The 21704-nt window shown below is 42.9% G+C and carries 14 protein-coding genes and 2 tRNA genes; 12 read left to right on the top strand and 4 right to left on the bottom strand.

What is annotated here, in order from left to right:
* The first annotated feature begins 3 nt into the window (after positions 1 to 3).
* From murC to lpxC, 6 genes are all read left to right on the top strand, one after another.
* Complete coding sequence (gene murC / locus HKX40_RS03640) at positions 4 to 1404, top strand: UDP-N-acetylmuramate--L-alanine ligase (protein ID WP_171588205.1); 1401 nt, start codon at positions 4 to 6, stop codon at positions 1402 to 1404.
* A complete protein-coding gene (locus tag HKX40_RS03635; RefSeq protein WP_171588204.1) occupies positions 1401 to 2339 on the top strand; it encodes a D-alanine--D-alanine ligase in 939 nt (312 codons plus the stop codon). The genes murC and HKX40_RS03635 overlap by 4 nt, the downstream gene beginning before the upstream one ends.
* A 9-nt stretch (positions 2340 to 2348) precedes the next feature.
* Entirely contained in the window at positions 2349 to 3146 is a 798-nt protein-coding gene (locus HKX40_RS03630; protein WP_343042955.1) for a cell division protein FtsQ/DivIB, read from the top strand.
* Positions 3143 to 4363, top strand: a complete 1221-nt coding sequence (gene ftsA / locus HKX40_RS03625) for a cell division protein FtsA (protein WP_171588203.1) — start codon at positions 3143 to 3145, stop codon at positions 4361 to 4363. Before HKX40_RS03630 ends, ftsA begins: the two co-directional genes overlap by 4 nt.
* A 188-nt stretch (positions 4364 to 4551) precedes the next feature.
* Entirely contained in the window at positions 4552 to 5778 is a 1227-nt protein-coding gene (ftsZ, locus tag HKX40_RS03620) for a cell division protein FtsZ (protein ID WP_171588323.1), read from the top strand.
* Positions 5779 to 5972: 194 nt separating this feature from the next.
* Positions 5973 to 6902 carry a UDP-3-O-acyl-N-acetylglucosamine deacetylase gene (gene lpxC / locus HKX40_RS03615; protein ID WP_171588202.1) on the top strand — a complete coding sequence of 310 codons (930 nt, stop codon included), beginning with the start codon at positions 5973 to 5975 and terminating at the stop codon, positions 6900 to 6902.
* A gap of 44 nt (positions 6903 to 6946) precedes the next feature.
* On the opposite strand, the gene HKX40_RS03610 is transcribed toward lpxC, so the two are convergent.
* Entirely contained in the window at positions 6947 to 7468 is a 522-nt protein-coding gene (locus HKX40_RS03610) for a DciA family protein (protein WP_171588201.1), read from the bottom strand.
* 166 nt (positions 7469 to 7634) lie between these two features.
* On the opposite strand from HKX40_RS03610, the gene secA reads away from it, so the two are divergent.
* The gene (gene secA / locus HKX40_RS03605; RefSeq protein ID WP_171588200.1) at positions 7635 to 10358 is read left to right on the top strand and encodes a preprotein translocase subunit SecA; all 2724 of its coding nucleotides are present in this window, start codon (positions 7635 to 7637) and stop codon (positions 10356 to 10358) included.
* A 79-nt stretch (positions 10359 to 10437) separates the two neighbouring features.
* Here the strand turns inward: secA and mgtE are convergent, their stop codons facing one another.
* Positions 10438 to 11835: a magnesium transporter gene (gene mgtE / locus HKX40_RS03600; protein WP_171588199.1), complete on the bottom strand. Its 1398-nt coding sequence runs from the start codon at positions 11833 to 11835 to the stop codon at positions 10438 to 10440.
* A gap of 88 nt (positions 11836 to 11923) precedes the next feature.
* Positions 11924 to 12781: an inositol monophosphatase family protein gene (locus HKX40_RS03595; RefSeq protein WP_171588198.1), complete on the bottom strand. Its 858-nt coding sequence runs from the start codon at positions 12779 to 12781 to the stop codon at positions 11924 to 11926.
* Positions 12782 to 12840: 59 nt separating this feature from the next.
* Here HKX40_RS03595 and HKX40_RS03590 point away from each other — a divergent pair, with 59 nt between their 5' ends.
* From HKX40_RS03590 to HKX40_RS03570, 5 genes are all read left to right on the top strand, one after another.
* A complete protein-coding gene (locus HKX40_RS03590; RefSeq protein ID WP_171588197.1) occupies positions 12841 to 14652 on the top strand; it encodes an FAD-dependent oxidoreductase in 1812 nt (603 codons plus the stop codon).
* Between the two features lie 207 nt (positions 14653 to 14859).
* A complete protein-coding gene (locus HKX40_RS03585) occupies positions 14860 to 16998 on the top strand; it encodes a TIM-barrel domain-containing protein (protein WP_171588196.1) in 2139 nt (712 codons plus the stop codon).
* Positions 16999 to 17150: 152 nt separating this feature from the next.
* The gene (locus HKX40_RS03580) at positions 17151 to 17849 is read left to right on the top strand and encodes a polysaccharide deacetylase family protein (protein ID WP_171588195.1); all 699 of its coding nucleotides are present in this window, start codon (positions 17151 to 17153) and stop codon (positions 17847 to 17849) included.
* 56 nt (positions 17850 to 17905) lie between these two features.
* A tRNA-Lys gene (locus HKX40_RS03575) sits at positions 17906 to 17981 on the top strand.
* A gap of 96 nt (positions 17982 to 18077) precedes the next feature.
* Positions 18078 to 18153 (top strand) — tRNA-Lys (locus HKX40_RS03570).
* 291 nt (positions 18154 to 18444) lie between these two features.
* On the opposite strand, the gene HKX40_RS03565 is transcribed toward HKX40_RS03570, so the two are convergent.
* On the bottom strand, positions 18445 to 21522 hold the full coding sequence (locus tag HKX40_RS03565; protein ID WP_171588194.1) for a YadA-like family protein: 3078 nt from the start codon (positions 21520 to 21522) through the stop codon (positions 18445 to 18447).
* Positions 21523 to 21704: the final 182 nt, after the last annotated feature.

Raw genomic sequence — 21704 nt, 5'->3', positions numbered from 1 at the left:
AAAATGAAACATAAAATTCACCATATACATTTTGTTGGTATTGGTGGCTCAGGTATGAGTGGTATTGCCGAAGTGCTACTAAATTTAGGATACCGTATCAGTGGCTCTGACATGAGTGATTCAGCTGTGACTCGGCGCTTGGCAAGCCTTGGTGCGACCATCTACAACGATCACCAAGCTGAGTATATTGAGGGAGCTGATGCAGTGGTAACTTCTACTGCTATTTTGGGTAGCAATCCGGAAGTCTTAGCTGCTCGTGCAAAGGGAATCCCTGTGGTGCCGCGTGCTTTGATGCTTGCTGAACTAATGCGTTTAAAAAGTGGTATTGCTATTGCAGGTACACATGGCAAGACGACAACCACTAGTTTGGTTGCAAGTATTCTTGGTGCTGCAGGTATGGATCCGACTTTTGTGATTGGCGGTAAACTGAATTCTGCTGGGGCAAATGCGCGCTTGGGTACAGGTGATTTTATTGTAGTAGAGGCCGATGAATCCGATGCCTCTTTCCTGAATCTACTTCCTGTTATTGCTATTATCACCAATATTGATGAAGACCATATGGATACTTATGGTCATAACTCAGCTAAATTGCTAGGTGCTTTTGTACAGTTTTTACAGCGTTTGCCGTTTTATGGTAGTGCTATTGTTTGTACCGATGATGAGAATGTGTGCAAAATTTTGCCTCTTATCTCATGCCAGACCACTTCGTATGGTTTTAATGAGGATGCCGATTTTCAAGCATTTAATGTGCGTGCAGAAGGGGCAACCATGCGTTTTGATGTAAAACGCCGACATTCAGATAGTGTATTAAAAGATATTGTGTTAAATACACCAGGTAAGCACAATGTACTCAACGCATTAGCAGCAATTGCTGTGGCAACCGAGGTAGGAGTACCTGAAGTGGCGATTCGAAAAGCATTGTTGGAATTTAATGGGGTCGGACGTCGCTTTACTCAGTATGGAGAGTTTAATGTTCCCAAAGAACAAGGAGGAGGTATGTTCCGCCTGATTGATGATTATGGGCATCATCCTGTTGAGATGGCTGCCACAATCGAAGCAGCTCGAGGGGCTTATCCTAACCACCGTTTGGTATTGGCATTCCAGCCTCATCGTTATACTCGAACACGGGATTGTTTCAATGATTTTGTACGTGTGCTGGGGACAGTGGATGAGGTGTTTTTAACAGATGTTTATCCAGCAGGTGAGGCTGCTATTCCTGGTGCTGATGGTCAAGCATTGACTGATGCACTGATGGAAGCAGCGCAAGTTAAGCCAACCTTTGTGAAAAATGTACTGGATTTGCCTGCAGCGCTAAGACAGTTTGTTAAAGATGGAGATGTGGTATTGTGTATGGGTGCTGGTTCTATCAATAAAGTGCCTGGGTTAATTGGAGAAATGTCATGACGACAAAATTTGGTAAAGTTGGAGTGTTGTATGGTGGCGTTTCGTCTGAACGCCCTGTCTCTATTCAATCAGGACAAGGTGTGTATGAGGCCTTATTGAGTAAGGGAGTTGATGCACATTTATTTGATTTGGGCGAACGCAGTATTGCAGAATTAGCAGCAGAGCAGTTTGATCGTGTTTTTATTGCATTGCATGGACGTTTTGGTGAGGATGGTTGTGTGCAGGGTGTGCTTGAATGGTTAGGCGTCCCTTACACCGGTCCAGGTGTGATGGCTTCAGCCATTGCAATGGACAAAATTATGACCAAGCGTATTTTATTATCACAGGGGGTTCCTACACCCAAATATGCTGTAGCACATACAGAGGCTGATTTATATGCGGCAGCTGAACAATTGGGTTTACCTATGATTGTGAAACCCCCTCATGAAGGATCAACATTAGGTCTTAAAAAAGTCAAACAAAACAGTGAAATTACAGAAGCATTTCAACTATCAAGTACTTATGAAAGTGAGTTACTAGCTGAGCAATGCATTATTGGGCGTGAGCTTACTATCCCTGTATTGGGTAAAGGGGCTGATGCACATGCTTTGCCTATTATTGAGATTATTGCTCCAGAGGGTAATTATGATTTCAATAATAAATATATCTCTAATGACACACGTTATGAATGTCCTGCACAATTATCGCCTGAGCTGACACAACAGATTCAAGATTATTGTGTAAAGGCTTATAATGCTATTGGTTGTGAGGGCTGGGCACGTATTGATGTGATGTTGGATGAACAAAATCGTCCTTGGATTTTGGAAATCAATACCTCGCCAGGAATGACTAGTCACTCATTGGTACCTATGTCTGCTAAGTCTATAGGTATCAATTATGCTGAGCTTTGTGTATTATTATTAGGGCAAGCCAGTACCAAAGTATTAAGAAAATAGGATAGATGCGTGTTTAACAATCCACGATTGATTAACTTTATTGCCAATATCGTTATGCTGGGTGCAGTGATTGCACTGTCAGTGGGGGCTGGTTATTGGTTTATTCATCGTCCAATGTTTAACATTACCAAAATGGATTTAGACTCCAAAGATGGTAATGCTTTATTGCATGTTTCCCCTGCTAATATACATGCAGCGATTGCAGGTCATATTCATGGTAATTTTTTTACGATTGATTTAGCAGAATTAAAGAAGCAAATAGAAAGCATCTCTTGGGTGAGGCATGTCGATATTAGTCGTTTGTGGCCAAATGGATTGTTATTGAGGGTTGAAGAGCATGAGGCTTATGCCAAGTGGAATGAAAATCAACTTATTGACACATGGGGCGAGGTTTTTACTGCCAACCGGGAAGAGTTGGACAGCAATGTTTTTTATCCGCAGTATAATGGGCCTGACGGCTCAGAGAAGCTCATGGTGCAGCGTGCAGGGGAGCTAGCCACATTACTATCTCCACTGGGCTTGCAGATTGATACGATGTCGCTGAGCGATCGTTATGCCTGGCAAGTTAAACTGAACAATGGCCTAGAGCTAATTCTAGGGCGTGATGGTGGTGCTGATGTGATTGATCCTCTTGGTGGGCGTCAGGGAGCATTGAGTTTTGCGGGCAATGTGCGACGTTTTGTGCAAGTTTGGCCTGTTTTATCAGAAAGAACCAAAGGAAGAACGATAAGCAAGGTAGATCTTAGGTATACTAAAGGCTTTGCAATAACGTTCGCTCCAACCGTTGAGAAAGAAGAGAAAAAATGACTCGTGATTTGAAAAGGGATTTGATTGTTGCTTTAGATATCGGCACTAGCAAGGTTGTTGCTGTAGTGGCAGAGGCGCTTCCTGAACATGGGAGATTTGAAGTGCTTGGCTTGGGTCAGGCACCGACACAGGGCGGTATTCGCAATGGTTCGGTTATTAATATTGATATTACCGTCCGAGCTATTCAAAAAGCTTTAGAAGAAGCAGAGTTGATGGCTGACTGCAAGATTCGTGATGCCATGGTGGGTATCAATGGGGCTCACATCGTCAGCTTTAATTCCAGTGGTATGGTTGCGATTCGTGACAAGGAAGTTACTGCTATAGATGTCAATCGAGTAATTGATACTGCCAAGGCAGTGAACATCTCTAATGACCAACGAATTCTGCACGTCATTACCCAACAGTTTATCGTGGATCGGCAAGAGGGTATTTCTCGTCCTGAAGGGATGGCCGGGGTTCGTCTTGAAGTACGTGTGCATATCGTTACAGGAGAGGAGACTGCTGCACAAAATATTCTTAAATGTGTGCGTCGTTGTGGTTTAGAACCTTATCAACTCACCCTAAATCCATTAGCAGCGAGTGAAGTCTGCTTGAGTGATGATGAAAAACAACAGGGTGTCTTATTGATTGATATTGGTGCAGGTACAACGGGTTTTACGGTATACAAGGATGGTTTCATTCGTCATAGTCATATTTTCCCTGAGGGTGGTCAGTTAGTGACCAGTGACTTGGCCAAGGTGTTTCATATTCCTGTGCCAGAGGCTGAAGACTTAAAATTAGAAAATGGGATTGCAAAACCTGAGTTAGTATCCGAGACAGATGTGGTTACATTATCTCCTGTGGGAGACCAAGGTCGTCAAGAGCGCAAAGTCTCTCATCAGATTATTGGTGAGGTTATCTCTTGCCGTTTAGTGGAAATTTTCGAATCCATCCAAAGTAATCTTGAAGAAAACGAGCTAGTTCCTCACTCTATCGTGTTGACTGGTGGAGGCTCTTTGTTGCCAGGAATTGCTGATTTAGCAGAAGAGGTTTTTCAAATCCCTGCCAAGGTAGGACGCCCGCTGTACTATGGTAGTTTGGCTGATGTTGTGGCTCAGCCACAGTTTGCTACCGTGATGGGGCTGCTGCTACAAGCAAGATTGCAATTGGATGAGGAGCCTACTTGTGCAGGTAAGCGAAGTTTTTGGAAAAAAATTGTGGATTATGTACTGAATTAAGAGAATTTAGTATATAATACAATGGGCTTTTTTAAATTGTCCATGTTGCGTGAGGGGTCATGCAACAAGAGGAGACGGTTCAAAGAGAGTGTCGAGTAGTCACGCACTGGGCTTTTCTTTGAGACGATTTCCGAAATTTTGGCTGGGGGTTTCGTTAATGGTTTCGTTTTTAGGGGTGAACTATGACTATGTCTGCAGGGTTCAACTTTATTGATGAGGATAGCACTTCATCTACACAGCAAAACAGTTCTGGTCTTGGCTTTGGTTTAATTGATGATGAACAACCAAGCAAGACATTAATCAAAGTCGTTGGTGTTGGTGGCGCAGGCGGTAACGCTGTTAATCACATGATTGATGCCGGTGTGCGTGGTGTTGATTTTATTTGTGCCAACACAGATGCTCAAGCTCTTGCTCAGTCTAAAGCAGAGACTGTGATTCCTTTAGGTACTACGGGTTTAGGTGCTGGCGCACGTCCCGAGCAAGGTCGCGTTGCTGCAGAACAAGCTCGCGAGAAAATTCGTTCTGCTTTACAAGGTGCTCAGATGGTATTTATCACTGCTGGTATGGGTGGTGGTACGGGTACTGGAGCAGCCCCTGTTGTGGCAGAAGTTGCTAAAGAACTTGGTATTCTTACAGTAGGTATCGTAACTAAGCCTTTTGCCTATGAGGGCAAGAAGCGCATGACTATTGCCGAAGAAGGTGTTGCAGAGTTAAGTAAACATGTACATTCTTTGGTGGTTGTGCTTAACGAGAAACTTATTGAAATTCTTGGTGAAGATGCAACTTATGAAGAATGCTTCAAAGAAGCGGATAACGTTCTTCACAATGCTTGTGCAGGTATTGCAGAAATCATTAATGTTCAAGGTAACGTCAACGTTGACTTCGAGGACGTTAAAACTGTGATGGGTGAGTATGGTCAGGCTATGATGGGTACGGCAGTTGCTTCTGGCGAAAACCGTGCTGTTGAAGCTGCTAAGGCAGCTATTGCTTGCCCATTGCTTGAAGGTGTTAGCCTCAATGGTGCTCGCGGTGTATTAATTAATGTAACTGCTAGCAAGAATATCAAGATGTCTGAAATTCGTAAGATTAATGAGATTATCGCTAGTTATGCGGATAAAGACGCTATGATTATTTCTGGTAATGCTTACGATGAAAGCATGGGTGATCGTGTCCGTGTCACTGTTGTAGCAACAGGGTTGGGTCGTAACTTGGAGCTTGTGAAATCTGAAGAGACCGAAGAAGTTCGTGCCACTGGTACAGATGGTATGGCGTTATTCACACCAGATCGTCAAGACGCACTTGCTGCAATTGGCATTCGTGGTGGTATCCGTGGCCGTGGTGGCCGCTCTTTAGGTTTGGGTGGCGAAGGTTCTGAGCGCGAAGTACCAGCTTATCTTCGCAAACAGGCTAACTAAAATTTTGTTGTTACCTACCATTTAACAAAATGCGAAAGTAGTACTATTGCTGCTTTCGCATTTTTCGTGTATCCCTGTGCGATGTTGAATTTTGTGACAATTAAATGGTGTTAGAAAAATAATTGTTCCACGCAGATGTCAAAAACGGGGTACAATAATAAGTGATAACAGTTTACTTTTAGGGTAATATCTACATGTTAAAACAAAGAACAATTAAAAAAGTAGTCAATGCGACAGGTGTGGGTGTTCATTCTGGTTCGCGAGTTAAGCTGACTTTACGTCCAGCAGAGCCTAATACAGGCATCGTTTTCCACCGTGTAGACACTCCGGAAGTTCTTGATTTTCCTGCAGTGGCTGATGGCGTAGGTGATACGCGTATGGCTTCCGTACTCCAAAATGGTGCTTATCGAGTATCTACTGTAGAACATTTAATGAGTGCCTTGGCAGGTCTTGGCATTGATAATATTCACATTGATGTGGATGCAGAAGAAATTCCTATTATGGATGGTAGTGCTTCCACCTTTGTATACTTGCTTAAGGATGCAGGTATAGTAGAGCAAAATGCCCCCAAGCGTTTTATCAGGGTGAAAAAGGTGGTCGAGGTTTCTGAGGGTGAAGGTGAGCAACGCAAGTGGGCACGATTAGAACCTTACGAAGGTTTTGCTTTGGCGTTTTCTATTGATTTTAGACACCCTGCCATTGATTCTACTGCAAACTTTGCAGAGATTGACTTTGCCAAAGATTCTTATGTGGATCAGATTGCACGTGCCCGTACTTTTGGTTTTGCCAATGAAGTAGAAATGTTGCGAGGTATCGGTCTAGCACGTGGTGGTAGTTTGGATAATGCCATTGTATTGGACGAATATCGTATTCTAAATGCAGAAGGACTGCGTTATGATGATGAGTTTGTCAAGCATAAGATTTTAGATGCGATTGGGGACTTGTATCTGATTGGGCATCCGTTGCTAGCACGCTATGTGGCTTGCAAATCGGGCCATGGTCTCAACAATAAGCTAGCTCGTGCATTACTTGCACAGGAAGATGCTTACGAGATTGTAACCTTTGAAGATGAGGTGGGTATTCATCAAGCAGAGGCTATTAGTCGAGACTGGCGTCTAGTCTAGAATCTAGCAGATTTTTGTTCTTTCAACATGATTAGAGAGGGGATTCAATCCCCTTTTGTTGTCTGTAGAAACTTGTGAATACTGGGTGCTAGAGGGCTGTCAGGGTATTGTTGTACAAATGTCTGAAAGGCTTGGTGACATTGCTGTACTCTAGGATTAGTTGAAGTATGACCTTGAGAGTGTTTTGAGATGGTGTTTTTAGGCATCAGTCGTTGTAGCTCTGCACTGACCTTGATATTTAGGCGAGAGATGGTATAGCCTTTTTGTGCAAGATAGGAAGCAATAGAGGGAGCAAGTTGTCGAAGTTTGCTTGCGATGGCAGCATTGGGAACTGCTAGAATAAGTTGTTCTGCATCTAAACGTACTACATGGCAATAAGAACCCACATCATTTTGTAGAAAAAGATTAAGCTCTTGACGAATATGAGCAAATAATTGAGCTGTCTGTAATGTGCTGCGAATAGGCATATTAGCCTGTGTTAATGCTTCTAATGGATTGATAAATTGAGACAGCGAGGTACTATGACGGCGATGAGAAAAATTACTACGTGAAAGAAACTTCGTCATGGTGAAACCTATAGGAGAGGAATTAATTTGTCAGTTTACTATCTTTTCCATTGTACGAAGTTATTATATAGAAAAGTTCTACCCTAGGAAATATAGAAATCACCCATATATAGTGGGTTATGTTGTAAACTATATAGCTTATAAAAATTTTACCTTTACGTTAAAAATGATTTCTTTACTTAAAAAACTCATCGGTAGTCGAAATGACCGCCTATTAAAACAGTACCGTAAATTGGTTCAAAAGATTAATCAATTAGAGCCTAGTATGCAAGCCTTGTCAGATGAGCAGCTGGCTGCTAAGACTGGCGAGTTTAAGGCACGTCTGGCGGAGGGGGCTAGTTTGGATTCTTTGCTACCTGAAGCATTTGCTGTGGTGCGTGAAGCATCGCAACGTGTTTTGGGGATGCGCCATTTTGATGTGCAACTGATTGGCGGTATTGTGTTGCATAATGGTAAGATTGCCGAAATGCGTACCGGTGAAGGTAAAACACTGATGAGTACCTTGGCTGCATACCTAAATGCATTGACAGGAGAAGGTGTACATATCGTGACAGTGAATGATTACCTAGCTCGTCGCGATGCAGAGAACAATGGGCGTCTATTTTCTTTCCTTGGGTTGACAGTAGGTGTTGTAGTTCCAGAGCAGGATAACCAAGAAAAATATGCGGCTTATCGTGCCGATATTACCTATGGTACCAACAACGAGTTTGGGTTTGATTATTTGCGCGATAATATGGAGTACCGTGCAAGTGATCGTCGCCAACGTGGTCTAGCCTATGCAATCGTGGATGAGGTCGATTCTATCCTAATTGACGAGGCTCGTACACCACTGATTATTTCAGGTCAAGCAGAAGACAACACCGAGTTGTACATTCGTATGAATCAGGTTCCTCCTCTATTGACACGCATGAAAGAGGAGCCAAAACCTCAGGAACCTGAGCCAGAAGGTGATTTCTGGGTAGATGAAAAAGCGCAACAAATCTATTTGTCCGAGGCGGGGCATGAGCATGCTGAGGAAATCTTGCGTCGTTTGGGTATTTTGCCAGAAGGGGAGTCTTTATACGACCCACGCCATATTACTCTGATGCATCATTTGATGGTGGCATTGCGTGCCCATAACCTTTTCTTTAAAGATCAGCATTATGTTATCCAAAATGGAGAGGTCGTCATTGTAGATGAATTCACCGGGCGTTTTATGGCAGGACGCCGTTGGTCAGATGGCCTACACCAAGCCGTAGAAGCCAAAGAGGGCGTTGAAATTCAAAACGAAAACCAAACAATGGCCTCTATCACTTTCCAAAATTATTTCCGCATGTATGGCAAGTTGGCAGGTATGACTGGTACAGCAGATACAGAGGCGTATGAGTTCCAAGATATTTATGGTCTTGAAACCGTGATTATTCCAACCAACTTACCAATGCAACGTATTGATCAGAATGATCAGATTTTCCTTAATGTTGAGGAAAAGTTTGCTGCTATTATTCGTGATATTCGAGATTGTTATGAACGTAAGCAGCCTGTGTTAGTTGGTACGACAAGTATTGAGAATTCTGAGTTATTGTCCGAACTTCTCAAGAAAGAAAAGCTCCCTCATGATGTACTCAATGCAAAACAACATGCTCGTGAGGCAGAAATTATTGCTGAGGCAGGCATGCCTGGTCATATCACTATTGCGACTAATATGGCAGGTCGTGGTACTGATATTGTGCTTGGTGGTAATGTGGCCAAACAAATTAGTCAGATTAATGCCGATGAGAGTTTAACACCAGAGCAAAAAGAAGCAGCGGTGGCTAAAGTACGTGAAGAATGGAAGGGGCGCAATGAGCAGGTCAAGGCTGCAGGTGGTTTGCGTATCATTGGTACAGAGCGTCATGAATCTCGCCGTATTGATAACCAATTACGTGGTCGTGCAGGACGCCAAGGTGACCCAGGTTCTTCTCGTTTCTATTTGTCTTTAGATGATCCATTAATGCGTATTTTTGCAGGTGATCGTGTTCGAGCTTTGATGGAGCGTCTAGGTGCTCCTGGTGAGCCTATTGAGGCGAAGATGGTGTCTCGTTCTATTGAATCTGCTCAGCGTAAAGTAGAGGGTCGTAACTTTGACATCCGGAAGCAGTTGCTTGAGTTTGATAATGTGGCAAATGATCAGCGTAAAGTTCTCTATGGGCAACGTAACGAAGTACTTGAAGAGTCTTCTGTTAGAGAAATGATTACAGAGCTTCGTCAGAATGCTATCTATGATTTTGTACGTCAGTATGTTCCTGTTGAATCCCTTGAAGAACAATGGGATTTGGATGGGCTACAAACTGCACTAGCATCGGAGTGGGGCATTGTTCTTAATCTCAAGGACATGGTTGAAAAAGATACTGATCTTGATGATGAGGGTATTGTCAAAGCTGTCCTAGAGGAGACAGACCGTGTTTACCAATCGAAGATTGATATGGTTGGGGATGAGTCTTGGAGCCAGTTTGAACGTTCTGTATTGCTTGACCGTTTAGATACTGCATGGCGAGAGCATTTGGCAGCACTAGACCATTTACGTCAAGGTATTCACTTGCGAGGGTATGCTCAAAAAGATCCTAAACAAGAATACAAGAAAGAGGCATTTGAACTCTTTAAATATATGTTGGAACGAGTTCGTAATGAGACAGCTCGTATCTTGTTGACAGTCCAAATTCGCTCTCCTGAACAGGTCGATGAGGTGCAGGCGTCTCATGAGGCACGAGCGGATGCACAGTCAGAGAAGTTAAATTATCACCATGCAGACTATGATGAGGCTCTTATCGCAGATGAGGCGACTGAAGATATTTATCAAAATGTTGGCCGTAATGATCCCTGCCCATGCGGTAGTGGCAAGAAATTTAAACATTGCCATGGGAAGTTGAGCTAGCCATTATCCATTCAAGGAATTCTTCCTGAAAGCTCAGGAGATTGATATGGCAACAGGTGCTTTGGGGATGTAGGGGGTATCACAGCAAGAATAGGCTTGCTAATCCCAAAAAGATGAAAAATCCTAGAGCATCGGTTGCAAAGGTGAGTAAGACAGATGACCCTACTGCGGGGTCTCTGTCGAATTTGTATTGTAGTAAAGGGATAATCACACCCAATGCTGCCCCAATAATCATATTGCAAATCATCGCAATGACCATCACAAGGGCAATCTTATAAGAACCTGATACAAGCCATGCAAAGAAAGACGCTAATATGCTACCGGTTAGTCCCACTAGCATTGTCACCCATGTTTCGCGTTTTAACATAGTCCAAAGGCTTTTGGAGCTAATGCGTCCCATAGCAATTGCTCGAATAACTAGTGTGAGTGTCTGATTGCCTGAGTTACCTCCGATACCTGCCACAATAGACATTAAAAATGCGAGGATAACAATCTTTCCTACTGTCCCTTCAAACTGAGCCGCAATAAAAGAAGCGGTAGAAGCTGTGCAGAGATTGATTAATAACCATGGAGTACGGTTGCGGACAGCTTTTTCTGTTGATGCAAACATATCCTCTTCTTCCAAACCTGCCCGTGCAAGGTCTTGTTCTTGAGAGTCTTCTCGCATCACATCGACGACCTCATTGATGGTGACACGACCAATCAATCGATTTTCTTTATCAACAACTGGAGCAGATACTAAATCATAACGTTCAAATGCAGAGGTCGCAACAGTGTCTTCTTCTTCTGGTGATAAAGAGAAAAAGTCTGTATTCATAAAATCTCTGACGTTACGTTCGGGGTCGTTGACTAATAAATCTGCTAACGATAAGGTTCCCAGCAAATGCTCTTGACGGTCGATAATAAAAATCTGATCTGTATGATCTGGCATATAGTCAAGACGGCGTAAATAACGCAACACGACCTCTAGCGTAATATCTTCACGCACCCTGACCATATCGAAGTCCATGATGGCTCCCACCGTCCCTTCTTCGTAGCCCATCGCTTCAAGTAATTGACTGCGTTCTCTCTCGGTAAGCCCCTTTTGGACTTCTGCTACAATTTCGGCTGGTAAGTCTGGAGCTAGGTCCGCCAACTCATCGGCATCTAGAGTTTCTGTGGCTGCTAATAAGTCTTCTCGATTCATTGAGGCAATCAAGTCCTCACGAACCCAATCATCAACTTCAAGAAGAATATCCCCATCGTATTGAGAGTTTACTAACTCCCAAACTTGTAGGCGCTCTTCTTTGGGCAGAGACTCTAGAATATAGGCAATATCGGCAGGGTGAAGATGAAGAATATACTTTTGGAGATTTTCGTCCTGTGCATGGTCTTCTTGTTCTAAGAGTGATTTGACATGCTCAAGCACCATCTGCACCTCTTCAGTATCAAGGCGCTTAGGAATCTTAATTTCTTCAGCAATCACAGTATCACTCATACTTACCTCTGGTAGGGATTAAGTTATATTTTTAAGGTGCTAGATACCCTAGTATCTTTCTTGCAAATGGCTTACTCACAAAAAAGGGTTAATCAGGCTTTTTTAGGGAGGGGGCTAGCATAGCATAGAAATCTTCAAAAATTTGACGATTACTTGCCACTACATTGCCAGTCTTGGGCCATGATAGTTGCTGATATAAATCTTTGGCGATACCACCGGCTTCGCGTACTAGCAACACCCCTGCCGCAACATCCCAAGGAGCAAGGCGGAATTCCCAATAACCATCTACACGACCGCAGGCAACCCAGGCTAAATCTAGTGCTGCTGCACCATAACGACGAACACCACGTGTGCGATGTATAGCAGCTTGCACCGTAGGCTGGAATTCTTCTTCAAAAGAAAAATCGCGGAAAGGGAAACCTGTGGCTAATAAAGCGTCATCAAGTGATTGTGTGTTGGAGCAACGGATGCGGTGCCCATTAAGTTGGCACCCTCCTTGGTAAAGGGCGGTAAATAACTCCTCTCGGCAAGGGTCGTAGACCACAGAAACGATAGGAGTGTCCTCACTGAGAGGGCTCATACCTGGCATTAGGACAGTACCTTGGTGGGCTATAAGACCAATAGATACGGCAAAATGAGGAATGCCATGCAAAAAGTTGGTTGTGCCATCCAATGGGTCGATATACCATGTCGCTATAGCATCAGGTTTGGTGACAGAGTGCCCTTCTTCAGCCACAATAGCGAATTGAGGGGTTAAGGTTGCCAGCTTGTCAATAATGGCTTGCTCAGCATCTTTGTCTGCTTGAGAGACAAAATCATTACGTGATTTATATTCGACCACAAGATCATCTCGGCGATGAAAATAGGCCATTAAGGTGGCGGCACCACTGTGAGCTGCCTCAATAGCGGTTTGTAATGCTTGTGAAAAATCAATGGAGCTTGTCATAAAGGCGTCCTAGGTATATTAAAATAGATTGAAACATTATACCTGTTTAACGCTTGACTATGAATTCATCTACTACTTTAACTGCACTAGATGTTGATTATTCTTCATGTGCAGATATGCTATTAACTCATGCTAACCATAGTGTAGCTACCTCGGATGCCCCCCTTAATATTGCAATCCTGGCAAAAGACTATTTGGCACATTTGCCCCATTTATATGCACTATGGCAACGGCAAACACGACCATGGCATATCATGGTGGTAGAAAATGCCTATGAGACAAGTGCACAACGATTGACACGCTATTCAGGGAAAATTTTTAATCTGCTTGAGTCGCAATGGCCTTTGGCGTTACCTGGTCTACATCGGATGGATATTCAGGATTATCGTTTTAGCATCAATGTATTGTTTACCCATGATAAGCAAGGGTGGAAACAATTTTGTGCGAGTGTACATTGGTTTATTGTTGATGGAGAAATATATCCAGAAGCATTGCGTATGGGGGTTCCTAACCTGTGTATCATGGGGATGTTGGATAAAGCTGATAATATTGTTAAACAACTGCAATCATCACAGTTTCAGATTATCCAGCCTTGCCAGAAAGGGGTAGAAAGAGGTGTGTGGCTGGCTCAGAGTAGACGTCCGCAAGTGACTGCTGCTGCCCATCAAGGGCGAGATGCTATTGTTATTGGAGCTGGTGTGGCTGGGGCTGGTGTGGCTTTTGCATTGGCACAAAGAGGGTGGCGAGTTAAGGTATTAGATCCTATTTTTACCACCAATATTCCCGATAGTGAGGCTTATCGCTATGCATCGGGAGCGGTGACTCCTTTACTGACAGTGGATGATGACTATAAAGCTAGGTTGAGTCGAGCTGGAGTATTGCGAGCTAGGGCAAGGTGGTGTCGTGATATTGTTCAACATGCAGGTATTCATCAGTGTGGCACTCTAGAGTTAGATAGAGACAAAGGACATGCCAAGGATTTAATTGAGGTGGTGCGACAGCTACAGTTTCCTCAAGAATGGGTTGGATTGGTTGGAGCTGGCGAGGCTTCTCAGTTGGCGGGCATTGCTGTTCAGCAGCAAGGAGCCTTTTTCCCATTGGCAATGCAAATTCCTCCTGTGAGATTGGCATATACACTATTACAACATGAATATATTGAGTGTATTGCTATGCGAGTACACCATATATGCTCTGTGGAAAAAGGATTTACTGTGCATGGGAGCGTATTACAGATGGGGGAAGATTACGATATTTACGCCCAAGATAATACTTCTGCAACAGCAGAGTTGAAAGCTCCCGTCGTTATTGTGGCTACAGCAATGAACAGTTTGTCCCTATTGCAAGCCAGTGGACTGGATAAGAAAACATTAAAATCAGGGCAACAAGTGTCAGCATTGGGTCGACTAGAGAGTTTACATCCGTTGGCAGGGGAGGTAATGATGATTCCTCAACACAAGGTTAATGGTGGTCCACGTTGTGTTATTGGTGGTCAGGGGTATTATTTACCTAGGCAAGAGGGATTTTGTGTGATGGGAAGTACTTATCTTCATGGGGAATTGCATCCTGAAATCAGCAAAGTGGGACAACAAACCATTTGGCGAAAAATGCCAATGTCTTTACCAGTAACCTTGGAAGAATTACAGGAAAGTGGTCAACTCAAAGGGCGAGCATGTGTGCGTGCAGTAGTGCAGGGGAGATTACCAGTTATTGCAGAGTTATCTCATTTGCCTGGACTATGGGTGGTTGGAGCCTATGCATCACACGGGATGACATGGAGTAGTTTGGCTGGTGATATTGTAGGAGCTAGTTTAGAGGGAGAGCCCATACCTTTAGAAAAAGACTTATTGTCAGCCATATCACTTAAGGCTTAAATGCATTTTTGCGATTTTTATAAACCTATTATCAGCAGTTAATGTATTTTATGTGTTAAATAAATTTTATTTGAGTTGGGTTTTCAGGATACAAGGTGAAAAAGAAGCATTTATTTCATTAAAATTGTTTAATGTACTTTAAGTTTTGTTCAAAATCAGTCAAAATAATACTTTGGCTCACGTGAGCATTTTACTTAAAGTAAGACTGTGACTGAATTTAACCTACTCCAATTAAGCGAGCAACAACCAGGATGGTGTGAGTTTACGACAGATGCGGGTTTGTTGTTGCGCATTGAGGCTTCGGCACTCGGAGTGTTTCGAGTGCGTATAGGTGAAGCAACAAAACTAGACGATACTAAACTTAACCCTCGTGCCAAAGCACGGCAATCGTTGCTATTGGCACGCACTGAAATATTGAGTGAGTTTGACGTTGATTCATTTGAGCAAGGGTGGCGGCTAACACAGTCTAATACTGCGGTGGAAGTAGGGGGGAGCCCCTTTTCTTTGCGGTTCTATCAAGATGGGCAGTTGGTATTAAGTGTGGGTGAATTTGCCCAAACTGCTTCACAAAATTCATCATCATTTAGCCTGACTTTAGCAATAAAAGCAGATGAATCTGTTTATGGACTAGGGCGCAGCGATTGCTTTGACCGTAGAGGTCAGCGTATTGTTTCTGATGAGCATGTTGAGAATTTCTTTCCTCTAGCTTGGAGTGCCAAGGGATGGGGGATGTTTGTTCACAGTTTACATCGTATGATTCATGAGATTGCTCTGTCTCACAAAGAGCCCAATTATCACGTTGAGGTCGTTGATGGTGTATTGGACATTTTCTTTTACATAGGTAATCCAGTCGACATCTTTAATCAGTTTAGTGCTACTACAGGAAGGCCTGGTCAGCCTCCTTTAAACTCAATGGGAATATGGCTTGACCAGTGCGAAGGACAATCACTAGACGAGATGGGAAAAATAGTCGATGAGTTAGGTGAGTCTGGCTTTGCCACTGATACGTTTAATTTGTCTCCCCCAAGTTTATTTGCCTTTGCCAATGATAAATTGGGACTGGATTGGGATGAAACTCGAGTGGGGGATGTGCGACATTTTACCAAAGAGCGTTTGAAAGGGGCTCGTCACCTCTGTCTGCCTGCTCTCCCGGGCATTCCTGTAGATACCTTGCTATTTCGTGACTTGGAAGATAGGGCTTGGTTATTGCTGGATGATGATAACAAGGCTTATATATTGGACACGCCCGCAGGGAAAGTGGGGCTTTTAGATTTAACTCACAAAGATGCCTACCAGTTTTGGCAAAGCCGTCTTCAGCAGTTGTTGGATAATACGGATACCGGGTTGAGTATTGCTTATCCTATCACCATTCCTGATGGGGTGAATGCACGGTATGGTGATACAGGAGCATTTTTGCGTCAACAGTACCCACTTTGGCTAGAGCAGTCTTTATTCGATGCACAGGCTTTTGATAAAACGCCAAGTGAGGCCTATGTACGTCGATCTAGTTTGAGTTTAAATAGTCCTCGTAGTATGGGGATGTACATTCAACAGAGTGTGAGTGGCTTTGAACATCTTGGACAATTATTGCAAAACCATTTAAGTGTCCAGGCGAGTGGTGTTATTGCACAATCGCATGTGATACGGTTTGCTAGTCGAGATAAGAGGCTTTACCTGCGTTTGTTAGCTCTGTCTGTTTTCTGCCCTGGTTTTAGCTTCATGGCAGATAAAAACAGTCTTCCTATGGCCTTTGATGGAAAGACTCAAGAGATTGCTAAAGTTTTCTGGGATTTGCGATACCGTTTAATCCCTTATGTATTGGGTGCTATTGAAGATGCTACAAGGACAGGGTTGCCAGTGCAACGCATTATGGCATTAGCCTTTCCTCAGGATGAGTGGGCACATCAATATCATCAGCAGTACTTGTTAGGACCTGCATTATTGGTAGCACCTATTTTAGATGATACAGACAGGAAATCCATTTATCTGCCTGCTGGCGATGCTTGGTGGGATTTGAATACAGGTATTCGCTATGAGGGTGGTCAGGTATTGGATTATCAATGTGAGATAGATACCATCCCCGTATTTGGCAGAGAGGGGCATATGTTGTGCCTAGGCCCTGTACTCAATGGTCTTACTGATTTTAATTCTGCTCGTATTCTAGAGGAAGTGTGGCTGTTTGGTATGCCTTTACATAACCCTGTGGTGATGCGTAACAAAATCCGTGTAATGCAAATGCAAGGTTCTAGTTATATCAGAGGGTTTGAAGGGCTTAAAATCCTCTCTTCTGAGGGGTTAGAGGTCAAACGTCGTGGTGCAGAAGTCCGTATTTCTAAAGAACGCTAGCTAAGATTATGCAGGTTTTGACTAAGTATTCTGAACCCATTGTTCCTGTGCTTCGGTATAGACATGTGACTCCTAATGGGGGAGATTTTAACTGTCATCCTAAGCTTTTTTACGAACAAATGCTTTATTTGGTAAGTAGAGGTTTTACCACTTTGAGCGCAAAGCAGTTTGCGCAGTTTATGCGTGGAGAGCCGTTGCCTTATAAATCTATTTTAGTGACTTTTGACGGCGGTTATTTAGATAATTATGTCTTTGCATTTCCTACATTAGTAAAGTTGGGTGTGCATGCCAGTATTTTTTTAAGTACGTCTGCTATTCGAGATGGAGAAGTCCGAGCTAACCTAGATGGCAGTGAAATTTTACCTTTTTGTCCCCCTCATGATGAATGTAAGGTGCGAATTAACCAAGGGCATCCTGAAACTGTCATGATGAATTGGAATGAAATTCGCTTGATGCGCAATAGTGGGCTTGTGGATTTTCATAGTTTTGCTCATACCCAAACCCGTTGGGATCAGCAAGTTAATGAGGAAGGTAAAAACCTAGCTATGAAAAAAGAGCTTGAGCAAAGTAGAGAAATTTTGCAAAGAGAGCTTGGTGAAGCTAGTGAACATTTGTGCTGGCCTCATGGCTACTTTGATGAAGACTATATAGCTTTAGCCAAAGAAATAGGATTTAATGTTTTGTACACCAGCAATGAGGTGGGATTTAATAGGAATGGAGGAGATTTAGAGTATATTTATCGAATAAATGCTCCTGATAGTGGTTCTATTCCACTGGCCTATAGGCTGTTGTTGGCTCGTAAACCATGGTTTGCTTCGCTTTCTTCCTTATGGACAAGTAGAAAGGCTTGAAAAACGAAGTAAATAGGCGTATAGTTATGCTTTTGCGGTAATTCGCAAGACTTTTTGGGTTGATAGCTCAGTTGGTAGAGCAGCGGACTCTTAATCCGTTGGTCGTGGGTTCGAGCCCCACTCAGCCTACCATTAAGAGTTGGTGTTATTTTTACAACACTATGTTGTTTGAATGATACGGAAGTGTTGACAGTAGTACTGAAATACTTCATAATTATATTCTTTCACGGGCTGGTAGCTCAGTCGGTAGAGCAGCGGACTTTTAATCCGTTGGTCGCGAGTTCGAGTCTCGCCCAGCCCACCAGATTTTATGTTTTTGTCAAAGGGTTAGGTAATTTTAATAAATTACCTAACCCTTTTTCCATGTGTTTGGTGTCAAAAAGGTGACATTGCTCGCATGCATTAATGCATGTGCATACATTTTCCTCACAAAAATACCTCTTGAAGGTTAGGGGGGCTATCGGTCTATACTTTAGTTTCTGGGCCTGCTAGCTGTCTTGTCGGTAAATGGCTCCACAAATAAAAAACGCCTAGATTAGCTCTAGGCGGTTTGAGAAGAAGGACTAACGAGTTAGTCCCTGTCTATTTAAGTGGGTTAGTCAAAAGTATAAGTCGCACTTACTACACCACCGTAATGTCCACGATTATTGCCACTCACTGCTCCTTTTAATAAGAATTTGCCGTTGGCACTCATTCGTGATACCCCAAATGCATATGCATTTTGTCCACGATAAGTAGAACCTGACATACTTACAGAAGTTTTACCCGGTTGTGTTGATTGACCTAATCCAGCAATAGCCATTGCGGATGCTGTACCAGCAAAGGCGTCTTTGCGTAATGTTTGAACATCACTGCGCAATGATTGAATATCTCCGCCCATTTTGTCGATTTGAGCAGTAATAGCCCTCGTATTGTTGTCAAGTGCTTGCAATGCACCACCTACACTGTTATAAACTGCTGTTTGTCCTGTCTGTACATCAGTAATAGAGTAGGTTGGGGCAGTGACACGACCATCTACCGCAGTAGCGCCACCACCTAAGTGCTGAGCTACATCGCTAGCAAGATTATCTACAGTCACATTTGCTTGAATGCTGTGAATAGCTGTGTACAATGTATCACCCGTAATTAAGCCTTTGTCGCCTTGAGCATTGATTCCGTTGCCCAACTTCTCTTGCCATTTTTGCACGTCCGATGACACAAGGTTACTTGCATCCTTGTTGGCTTTACTGTCTAGGTCTTGTTGGACCGCTCCTTTAATTGCCTCATTAGAGACATTCACCGCGTAGGTTTTTGCATCACCATCACTACCTTCGGTGACGGTGGTATTTGTCCCATTGACGACTTTTACAGCTCCTTTGGCAAGGTTCTTAATCACTGTTTCTCCCTCAGTGGTAATGTTATTCAGGGTGGTGTTAGCTTTGTCATTTAACGCTGTGGTACTGTCTCCTGTAGTACTGCCTCCTGTGGTACCTGTCGAACTGACGCCTAGTTTGGCTTTCCAGTTTGTCACGTTAATGTTGGTAGCATTCTCTAATAAGTCATGTAGTTGACTGCCATTGATGGCGTCTTTACTGTTTGAACTGATGCCACCATCAGCCACATAGACAATCTTACGTTGTTTTGTTTCTGAGCCAACTGATACTGTATTGTCGCCACCATCCGCGCTATCAGCACCGAGGATAACGGCATTGTTCGCTTTGGTGACAACATTAGACCCAAGCACAAAAGTATTGTTGCCTGAGTTATGTGGGTTCGTTGCTTCGCCTATAGTATTGTTATTACCAAACGCATAAGAACCATTTCCATAGATATAATCTGGGTCCCCGAACGCCCCAGAATTATGGCCTAATACATTATGCCCTGTCCCAATCGCAATCGAGTTAGTACCCGTTACGACAGACCCTTTACCCATAGCGATGGAGTTTTCACCTGTCACGATGGTATCTGTACCAATCGCCAGTGAGTTAGTGCCAGTCGCTAAGGCATTAGTGCCGATGGCGTAGGCATTTTCACCGACGTTAGTTAAGTCATGCAATGTTAAAGCGTCACGCAATGCTTGTAATCTATCTTGTTCAGACTTGAGTTCATTGGCTTTTGCGGTGAGTTGTCGCATGATTTCTTCATAGCGCTGGGATAGTGCTAAGTCCGCTGCACTGGGATTGGTATTGTCGTATGTAGATTTCGCTTGGTCTGCTGCCGTCTTTAAGCGAGCAATCTCTGCTTCTTTTTCAGCAATCGCATTTTTGTTAATGCCTAGTGCTTTTTCTAATTCGCTTGTGAGTGTTGCTGTGGTGATGCGATTTTTTTCTTCAACATCGGTGATGTTTTCTTTTTCCCAAGCGTTATATTTTTCTTTCAAGAGTTTGGAGAAGTCGCTAAACATTGCTAGATGACCGTATGTAACAGGATAATTCTTAAGTACTTCATTCATTTCATTACCGACACTAGCTTTTCTATCTAACCAGGTAGTCTCTCTAGTTTCTTCATACTTTCCTTGATAATACACCGTATCAAGGTCTCTTTTGTATCTAAGTAAATTCTGATATGCTTCATTTTCAAGATTTTTTATATCTGTTTCTGTCATCAAAGAATTTTTAACAGTTCCAATAGCATTAGGAACAGCGTCCCAGATTTGTTGCCAGTAAGCCTGTACTTTTTGGTATGTGGATTCAGATATTGCATCACGTTGAACATCAATGCGTGGTAAAAATAAAACTGAGTCTTGTTCTGTTATCTTCCGAATCGAAGAAGGAGAACTATTTATAGAAATTATTCCTTGATTACTAATTGCCGTCCCTTGCACACCTACCCAGTCGAGTGAAATATTTTTCAAATTCAAATACGGGTGTTCAGCAGTTCCCACAAAATCCTCCCAAAATCTGTCGTATTCTATGCTTGACGTCGAACTGAATAATTTTTGCTGAATACCGCTCACTCCGAAGCCGAAATTGCCGGTAGGGTTATACAGTTGCTGTTTCTCTTTAGCTTCTCTTAAATCCCCCAGAGCTTTATAATATGAACTCACATAGTCTTTATAAAAATCAACGCTTAAATTCAATGTTGTGCCTTGTTCCGCGATGGATTTAAGTTGTGTGGCAGCATTAGTTAGCCCCTCGTCGGAGCGGATATCAACATTACCAATACGGCTTACACCCGTTAAGCGACTGTTTAGGTCATCAATCTTTGCTTGAGTGTCTTTAAAAAATTGTGCTGACCCTGCGACAGTATCGTTGTACGTTTTGAGCTTATCTTGCCATACGTTGTACGCTGATTGCTTCGCTAAGAGCACTTGTTTTACTCGTTCACCAGCCTCGATGACATCTGCTTCAATTTTACGGATGTTTTGTAATTCATCAAGCAAACGGTTAGTATTGGCTTCGGCTGTGGCAATCTCCTCTAGCTTTTGCTTGTTTTCTGCGAGTTTCTGGGTGATGGAATCTTTGTCTTCATTACCACCTGTAGCTACAGCATTTTTACCTAATGCAACAGAATTTTTCCCGGTTGCAATAGAGCCTTGGCCTCTTGCCCGTGAGCCAGTCCCCATTTCTAGTCCCGAATCATCTCCAACATTGTTAATCGTGATATTGACAATATTAGGTTGTGCGTCTTGAGCAAAGGTTGGAGGTGTAAAAATGGCTGCGAAAGCCAATGCTAAAGTCGTTTTTTTCATCATGATGAACTCTCTCAAAAAAGAAAATTTACCCATCCCATTTTGAGCACAACTATAAAAAAGAAACGGAATGCGTAACTTAAAAAAATTTCTACAAAATAGAAACAAGGTATAGAAATTAAGACCTCTACCGACAATAAACCTTAAAAAGATTTCAATGACTGGTTATACTTGTTTAAGAATGA

The organism is Pelistega europaea (assembly GCF_013133775.1).
Taxonomy (GTDB): Bacteria; Pseudomonadota; Gammaproteobacteria; order Burkholderiales; family Burkholderiaceae_B; genus Taylorella; species Taylorella europaea.
The sequence above is the reverse complement of the archived record's forward strand: the minus strand, read 5'-3'. Positions and strand labels throughout refer to the sequence as shown.

Coding starts and splice junctions, on each gene's coding strand:
- murC (WP_171588205.1), top strand. CDS start 4: ATGAAACATAAAATTCACCATATACATTTTGTTGGTATTGGTGGCTCA.
- HKX40_RS03635 (WP_171588204.1), top strand. CDS start 1,401: ATGACGACAAAATTTGGTAAAGTTGGAGTGTTGTATGGTGGCGTTTCG.
- ftsA (WP_171588203.1), top strand. CDS start 3,143: ATGACTCGTGATTTGAAAAGGGATTTGATTGTTGCTTTAGATATCGGC.
- ftsZ (WP_171588323.1), top strand. CDS start 4,552: ATGTCTGCAGGGTTCAACTTTATTGATGAGGATAGCACTTCATCTACA.
- lpxC (WP_171588202.1), top strand. CDS start 5,973: ATGTTAAAACAAAGAACAATTAAAAAAGTAGTCAATGCGACAGGTGTG.
- HKX40_RS03610 (WP_171588201.1), bottom strand. CDS start 7,468: ATGACGAAGTTTCTTTCACGTAGTAATTTTTCTCATCGCCGTCATAGT.
- secA (WP_171588200.1), top strand. CDS start 7,635: ATGATTTCTTTACTTAAAAAACTCATCGGTAGTCGAAATGACCGCCTA.
- mgtE (WP_171588199.1), bottom strand. CDS start 11,835: ATGAGTGATACTGTGATTGCTGAAGAAATTAAGATTCCTAAGCGCCTT.
- HKX40_RS03595 (WP_171588198.1), bottom strand. CDS start 12,781: ATGACAAGCTCCATTGATTTTTCACAAGCATTACAAACCGCTATTGAG.
- HKX40_RS03590 (WP_171588197.1), top strand. CDS start 12,841: ATGAATTCATCTACTACTTTAACTGCACTAGATGTTGATTATTCTTCA.
- HKX40_RS03565 (WP_171588194.1), bottom strand. CDS start 21,522: ATGATGAAAAAAACGACTTTAGCATTGGCTTTCGCAGCCATTTTTACA.